Raw genomic sequence first — 6844 nt, forward strand, 5'->3', positions numbered from 1 at the left:
CGATCGGAGTACGGGCCGGATACGCCCTTATTGCGCCCCCTGGCGCCCCTGTGTCCACACCACTTGAGCTGCGCTTTTTACCTTTACTCGGGTGATTCGGCCAACCCTGTGGAGGCGCCGCGCCCGGTCACACAAATTGTCGGGCCTGTGGACAAACGCCAGCGTCGGGTGCGTCATGGGATGGTGAAGGAACGCGTGCGCATCCTCATCGTCGGCGGCGGCTACGTCGGGCTGTACACCGCCCTGCGCCTGCAGCGGAACCTGAAGCAGGAGCTCCGGCGCGGCACGGCCGAGATCGTGGTCCTCTCGCCCGACCCGTACATGACGTACCAGCCCTTCCTCCCCGAGGCCGCCGCGGGCTCCATCTCGCCCCGGCACGTCGTCGTACCGCTGCGCCGCGTCCTGGACCGGTGCGAAGTCGTCGTCGGCGAGGCCGAGTCCATCGACCACGCCCGGCGCACCGTCACCTTCAGCACCCTGGCCACCGAGGAGAAGGGCGCCCCCGCCCAGCGGCTGCCGTACGACGAACTCGTCCTCGCCCCCGGGTCCGTCTCGCGCGCCCTCCCGGTCCCCGGCCTCGCCGAGCACGGCATCGGCTTCAAGACCGTCGAGGAGGCCATCGGTCTGCGCAACCACGTCATCGAGCAGCTCGACATCGCCTCCTCCACCCGTGACCCCGGCATCCGCGACGCGGCCCTGACCTTCGTCTTCGTGGGCGGCGGCTACGCCGGCGTGGAGGCGCTCGCCGAGCTGGAGGACATGGCCCGCTACGCCACGCGGTACTTCCACAACCTCAAGCCCGCGGACCTCAGGTGGATCCTCGTCGAGGCCACCGGCCGCATCCTGCCCGAGGTCGGCGAGGAGATGGGCCGCTACGCGGTCACCGAACTGCGCCGCCGCAACATCGACGTACGCCTGGAGACCCGGCTGGAATCGTGCGCCGACCGCGTCGCCGTGCTCAGCGACGGCGCCCGCTTCCGCACCCGTACGGTCGTCTGGACGGCCGGAGTGAAACCGCACCCGATACTCGCGGCCACCGACCTGCCGCTGACCGAGCGCGGACGGCTGCGGTGCACCGCCGAACTGAACGTCGACGGCGCCGCGCACGCGTGGGGCGCGGGCGACGCGGCGGCCGTCCCGGACCTCACCGCCGAGGAGCCCGGCAGGGAGTGCGCGCCCAACGCCCAGCACGCCGTGCGCCAGGCCAGAGTCCTGGGCGACAACATCGTCCACTCGCTGCGCGGCGAACCGCTCGACACGTACCGCCACAAGTACGTCGGCTCCGTCGCCTCCCTCGGACTGCACAAAGGGGTCGCGCACGTCTACGGACGCAAGCTGAAGGGCTACCCCGCGTGGTTCATGCACCGCGTCTACCACCTGAGCCGGGTCCCCACCGTCAACCGCAAGGCCCGCGTGCTCGCCGAATGGACCCTTGCGGGGCTCTTCAAACGGGAGATCGTCTCCCTGGGTTCACTCGAACATCCCCGTGCGGAGTTCGAACTCGCTGCCGGTGGAAAGTTTCCTCAGGACCCGAAGGGGTCGTCCTGACCGGATCCAGGAACTCCGGCGACCGGGCCGGCGTCTGACGGATGTCGGTCCGGTCGGCCAGACTGCCAGACTGGTCCACGACTTCGGGCGGGCCGACGGTCCCCCCTACGAATCCCACGAGGCATTCCCCAAGTGAACTTCACGCGCTGGAGCGCCCGGCTTCCCGGAACGCAGCGCCGCGCCGCAGCGCGGGCCGAACTGGCGGTTTCCCCGGACCGGCGGGGGGAGGGCTCCGTGCCCGCGGCCCGCGCCGGACGGACGGCGGACGAGGTGCCGTGCGCACCCGCCGTCGACGACCTGCCGACCCGCGACGTCCTTGACCGCATCCCCGCCCTCGTCGCCCTCGTGCAGGGCCCCGAGCACCGCCTCGCGTACGTCAACGACGCCTACGCGGCGGCGTTCGGCGCCAGACCGGTCGGTGAGCCCGCGCGCGAGGCGCTGCCCGAGCTGGAGGAGCTCGGTCTGCTCCCGCTGCTCGACCAGGTGCTGCGCAGCGCCAAGCCGCGGACGGTCAAGTCCCGCAAGGCGGCGGGCGGCCGCTCGTACACCTTCACCTGCACCCCCGTCGACATCTCCGACCTCTCCGACAGCTCCGCCACGACCGCCGGGACAGCGGGCGGCGGAGTCCTCGTCTTCGCCGCCGACGTCACCGACCACGCCGAGGCCGCCGAACGGCTGCGCGCCAGCGAACGCCGCCAGCGCGAGACCGCGGTGACCCTGCAGCGCTCCCTGCTGCCCCAGGAGCTGGAACAACCCGACGACCTGCGCATCGCCGCCGTCTACCACCCGGGCGGCACGGAGGCCGCGGTCGGCGGCGACTGGTACGACGTCATCACCCTCGGCGGCGGCCGCACCGCACTCGTCATCGGCGACGTGATGGGACGCGGCGTCCGCGCGGCCGCCGTCATGGGCCAGCTCCGCACCGCCGTGCGCGCGTACGCCCGCCTCGACCTGCCGCCGCACGAGGTGCTCCAGCTCCTCGACGGCCTCGCCACGGAGATCGACCCCAACCAGATCGCCACCTGCGTGTACGCCGTCCACGACCCCAACGAGGGCCGGCTGATGTACGCCTCCGCCGGCCACCTCCCGATCCTCGTGCGCGACGAGCAGGGCACCGTCCTGCGCACCGACGAGCCCACCGGGCCGCCGCTCGGCACCGGCGGCTGGATGCACACCTCGGGCTCGGTGCCGCTCGGGCCCGGCTCCACGGCCGTGCTCTACACCGACGGGCTGGTCGAGCGCCGGGACGCCGACCTGGACGAGGGCATCGCCGCCCTGCAGGAGGCGCTGGCGGGCGCCACGGGCACGCCCCAGGTGGTCTGCGACCGGCTGGTGCGCTCGGCGGGCGTCACGGCCGACCACGACGACGACGTCGCCGTCCTCGTCCTCCAGCACCCGGCCCGCACCGGCTCCGACGGCGAGCTGTTCCGCAACGCCGCCCTGGAGCTGCTCGGCGGTGTGGAGGCGGCACCCCGCGCGCGTGCCTTCGCCTCCGGGGTCCTGACCAGCTGGCGGTTTCCGCCCGATCTGCACGACCTCGGCGTGCTGGCCGCCAGCGAACTGGTCGCCAACTCCCTCCAGCACGGCACCCCGCCGATGCGGCTGCGCCTGCGCCGCACCGACCGCCGGCTGATCGTCGAGGTCACGGACGGCGACGACCACCTCCCCCGCCGCCGCCACGCCGAACCGGCCGACGAGTCGGGCCGGGGCATCGCCATCGTCGCGACCATCGCCTCCAGCTGGGGCAGCCGCCGCGCACCGGGCGGCGGCAAGGCGGTGTGGTGCGAGTTCGCGCTGCCGGCCGGCCCGTAGGACGCGTCACGGCGCGGTGTCACGGCCCGGGCGGTACGGCGCCGTGTCACGACGGGGGCGTCGTTTCTGGCGCGCGACACCTGTTCGATCCCGCCGTACGGTGCTAGTAGCTGATGAATGACAGACGAAACGGGCTTCCAGCTCCAGGGGAGCGCTCCCGAGCGCTATGAGCAGTTCGCCGCGCCGATCATGGCGCCGTTCGTCGAGGCCGTGCTGGACACCGTCGACCTGTTCCCCGGCGCGCAGGCGCTCGACCTCGCCTGCGGCACCGGGTTCGTGGCGCGGGCCGCGGCGGGCAGGGTCGGTCCGACGGGCCACGTCGTCGCCGTGGACATCAACGAGGGCATGCTCCGCGTGGCCGCCGCCAGGGCACCGCGCATGTACCCCGACATCGAGTTCGTCCAGGCGCCCGCCGACAGCCTCCCTCTTGAGGAGGCCGGCTTCGACGTGGTCATCTGCCAGCAGGGCGCGCAGTTCTTCCCTGATCTCGACACGGCCCTCAAGGAGGCGGCCCGCGTCCTGCGCCCCGGCGGCCGGATCGCCGTCACCACCTGGGCACCGAAGGAACGGAGCCCGTACTTCGACGCCCAGCACCGGGTGATCGAGGAGTACGGCACGCCCGAGGAGGCCGCGGCCCACGGCCGGGCCTTCTCGTGCACGGCCGACCGCCTGGCCACCGCCTTCGCCGCGGCCGGCCTGCGCGACGTCACGGTCCACCTGGTCAGGCGGGACGTGCTCACTCCGCCCCTGGACGACTGGGTGCGGGGTCACCTGTCCGCGCTCCCCTGGACCGGGTCGCTGACCGAAGCCGGTCCAGCGGCCCTGACCCGCGCCTCTCGGGCGCTGTGCGACCGGCTCGCCGACCGCCGGCACCCGGACGGCACGGCGACGCTCCCGTTCACGAGCCTCCTGGCGACGGCGGTCCGCTGACCGGTCGGGAGGCGACGCGGGCGCTCAGGCGTGCGACGGCGCCGCTTCGTCCGCCGGGGCGCCGCCCTGCGCCACCACCCGGCTCTGGCCCAGCGCCGACGACGGCTGATTCTGGACGGGAGTGAGCCGCCGCCCCAGCCTGACGGCCAGCACGGTGATCCCCAGCGAGAACAGCACGAACGTCACGATGTACGGCGCGTGCAGCGAGGCCCCCATCGGCCCGCCCACCGCCGGGCCCACGGCCAGCGCCAGCTGCTTCACCAGGGCGAAGGCGGAGTTGTACTGACCAGCCATGCCCTCGGGCGCCAGGTCGACGACCAGCGGCGCGACGGTCGGCGACAGCAGCGCCTCACCGAGCCCGAACAGCGCGTACGTCGACACGAAGGCGGCCGTCGCCATGGCCTCGCTCCCGTGCCCGAGCCCCGCGTACCCGGCGACGGCCCAGGCGAAGGCCCAGATCAACCCCACGGACGCGATCACCCGGGACCGCTTCCGCCGCTCGACGAAGCGCAGCACGGCGAACTGCGCGACCACGATCGTCGCCGTGTTCGCCGCGAGCGCCGTACCGAGCGTGGACGTGGAGATCCCGGCGGCCTCCGTGCCGTAGGCGCTGAGCCCCGACTCGAACTGCCCGTAGCAGGCGAAGAACAGCACGAACCCCAGCACGCACAGGTGCACCATGGCCCGGTTGCCCAGCAGCTCCTTCCAGGAGGCCTTGGCCGACTGCGCGGGAACGCCGTCGACCTTCGCCGCGCGCGGCAGCCGCGCGGTCAGCATCACGACGACCAGCAGCAGGAACATCGCCGCCTCGATCGAGAACAGCAGCGTGAAGGACTCCGCGCGCGAGGTGTCGACGAGATGGCCCCCGATGAGCCCGCCTATGCCGAGCCCCAGGTTCTGCAGGAAGAACTGCAGCGCGAAGGCCCGCGACCGCGTCTCGGCGGTGGAGCAGTCGACGATCATCGTCGCGAGGGCCGGCTGCATCACGGCCTGCCCGGCCCCGAGCACGGCCGCCGAGACCAGCACCGTCGCCGAACCGGCCGCGAACCCGAGACTCAGCGCGCCCACGGCGGCGGTCACCAGGGCGGCGAGCAGCACCGGCAGCGGCCCGCGCCGGACGATGGCCCGTCCGGCGAACGGAAGCACCACGAGAGCGGCCACGGCGAAGACGGCGAGCACCAGTCCCGCCGTCACAGCACCGAGATCCCGCACCTGCGCCACGTAGACGTACAGATACGGGACGGTGAAGCCGAGGCCGAACGCGCTGAGCGCGTTGCCCACGTGAATCCGGCGCATCGCGGCGCCCATCGCCCTGGTCACGTTCACCCGCCTTAGGTCTGAAGGGGTTAGTACTGAACACTTAGAAAGTAAAGTTCGAAGCTAAACTGTACACATCGAAGGACTTCGACGCCAAGGGTGGGCGTGCCATACTGCGGGCCATGGGTGACACCCCCGACACCGGCGAACCGACACTCGAAGAACAGATCGCGGCATACCAGCGCGAGTTCCAAGACCTCGACCCGCAGGTCGAGAAGATCGTCTCGGCGTTGTCCCGTCTCAACCGCCGGATGAACGTCGCGTACGGCCGGCAGACCGCGGACCTCGGCATCAGCAACGCCGAGTTCGAGGTACTGAAGGCACTCGTCCTCTCCGGCGCCCCGTACCGCATGGGCCCGAGCGAGCTGGCCAAACGGCTGGGGCTCACCCCGGCCGCCATGACCCACCGCATCGACCGGATGGTCGCGGAAGGGCTGGTCACCCGGGAGCGCGACGAGTCCAACCGGGTGCGCGTCATCGTGGAGCTCGCCACCGAGGGCCGCGAGAAGTGGCTGGAGGCCATGCGCCTCGCCTCGGTCTTCGAGGAGGACCTGCTCCAGGATCTGAGTGCGACGGAGCGCACGGCTCTCGGCGAGGTCCTCACCCGGCTCCTGCGCCGGGTGGAGCACGCCCAGCCGGATGCCGGCGGCCGGCTCACCGACCTCGAGTAGACCGAGGCCGACCGCAGGTCCGTCCGTTCTCCCGTGCATCCGAGGTTTGCCGCGGGGCCGCGCGGGGGAGACTTGACAGTCCACCCGCCGATCCGTATAGTTCTTCGGGTTGCCGACGAGCCGTAACGGTTCTGCGGGCAGCACCTCAGCCGCAGCAGCGGCACCTCAAACCACCAGCACCATCTCCTGACACGGGTCCGATTCCGCATGCTCGGCATGCTCGGAATTGAATACTCGTCGAGAAACGGCAGCTCGATCCACGCGATTGGGATCCGCCGGGAGAGTCCGCTAAGGTTTGGGACGTCGGAACGGCCCAACGGCCGGGAAGGCAGCTCCCGCTGACTGGGAATCAGGCCCGAAAGGATCTGATAGAGTCGGAAGCGCCGGAAAGGGAAACGCGGAAGCGGGAACCTGGAAAGCACCGAGGAAATCGGATCGGAAAAGGATCTGGTAGAGTCGGAGACGCAAGACCGAAGGGAAGCGCCCGGAGGAAAGCCCGAGAGAGTCTCTCGCGGTGAGTACGAAGGAAGCGTCCGTTCCTTGAGAACTCAACAGCGTGCCAAAAG

The 6844-nt window shown here is 71.5% G+C and carries 5 protein-coding genes; 4 read left to right on the forward strand and 1 reads right to left on the reverse strand.

Going from position 1 to position 6844, the window contains the following annotated elements; translation table 11 throughout:
- The first annotated feature begins 180 nt into the window (after window positions 1-180).
- The 3 genes from IEZ04_RS24975 to IEZ04_RS24985 all read left to right on the forward strand — a co-directional run bounded on the left by IEZ04_RS24975 (window position 181) and on the right by IEZ04_RS24985 (window position 4290).
- On the forward strand, window positions 181-1548 hold the full coding sequence (locus IEZ04_RS24975) for an NAD(P)/FAD-dependent oxidoreductase (protein WP_189219169.1): 1368 nt from the start codon (window positions 181-183) through the stop codon (window positions 1546-1548).
- A 132-nt stretch (window positions 1549-1680) separates the two neighbouring features.
- The gene (locus IEZ04_RS24980; RefSeq protein WP_189219170.1) at window positions 1681-3360 is read left to right on the forward strand and encodes an ATP-binding SpoIIE family protein phosphatase; all 1680 of its coding nucleotides are present in this window, start codon (window positions 1681-1683) and stop codon (window positions 3358-3360) included.
- A 117-nt stretch (window positions 3361-3477) separates the two neighbouring features.
- The gene (locus IEZ04_RS24985) at window positions 3478-4290 is read left to right on the forward strand and encodes a class I SAM-dependent methyltransferase (RefSeq protein ID WP_189219171.1); all 813 of its coding nucleotides are present in this window, start codon (window positions 3478-3480) and stop codon (window positions 4288-4290) included.
- Window positions 4291-4314: 24 nt separating this feature from the next.
- On the opposite strand, the gene IEZ04_RS24990 is transcribed toward IEZ04_RS24985, so the two are convergent.
- Window positions 4315-5598 carry an MFS transporter gene (locus IEZ04_RS24990; RefSeq protein WP_189219197.1) on the reverse strand — a complete coding sequence of 428 codons (1284 nt, stop codon included), beginning with the start codon at window positions 5596-5598 and terminating at the stop codon, window positions 4315-4317.
- 131 nt (window positions 5599-5729) lie between these two features.
- Between IEZ04_RS24990 and IEZ04_RS24995 the strand changes: the two genes are divergently transcribed.
- Complete coding sequence (locus IEZ04_RS24995) at window positions 5730-6278, forward strand: MarR family winged helix-turn-helix transcriptional regulator (RefSeq protein WP_189219172.1); 549 nt, start codon at window positions 5730-5732, stop codon at window positions 6276-6278.
- Window positions 6279-6844: the final 566 nt, after the last annotated feature.

Origin of the sequence: Streptomyces ruber, from assembly GCF_014648075.1 — a bacterium.
GTDB lineage: Bacteria > Actinomycetota > Actinomycetes > Streptomycetales > Streptomycetaceae > Streptomyces > Streptomyces ruber.

Coding starts and splice junctions, on each gene's coding strand:
- IEZ04_RS24975 (WP_189219169.1), top strand. CDS start 181: ATGGTGAAGGAACGCGTGCGCATCCTCATCGTCGGCGGCGGCTACGTC.
- IEZ04_RS24985 (WP_189219171.1), top strand. CDS start 3,478: ATGACAGACGAAACGGGCTTCCAGCTCCAGGGGAGCGCTCCCGAGCGC.
- IEZ04_RS24990 (WP_189219197.1), bottom strand. CDS start 5,598: ATGGGCGCCGCGATGCGCCGGATTCACGTGGGCAACGCGCTCAGCGCG.
- IEZ04_RS24995 (WP_189219172.1), top strand. CDS start 5,730: ATGGGTGACACCCCCGACACCGGCGAACCGACACTCGAAGAACAGATC.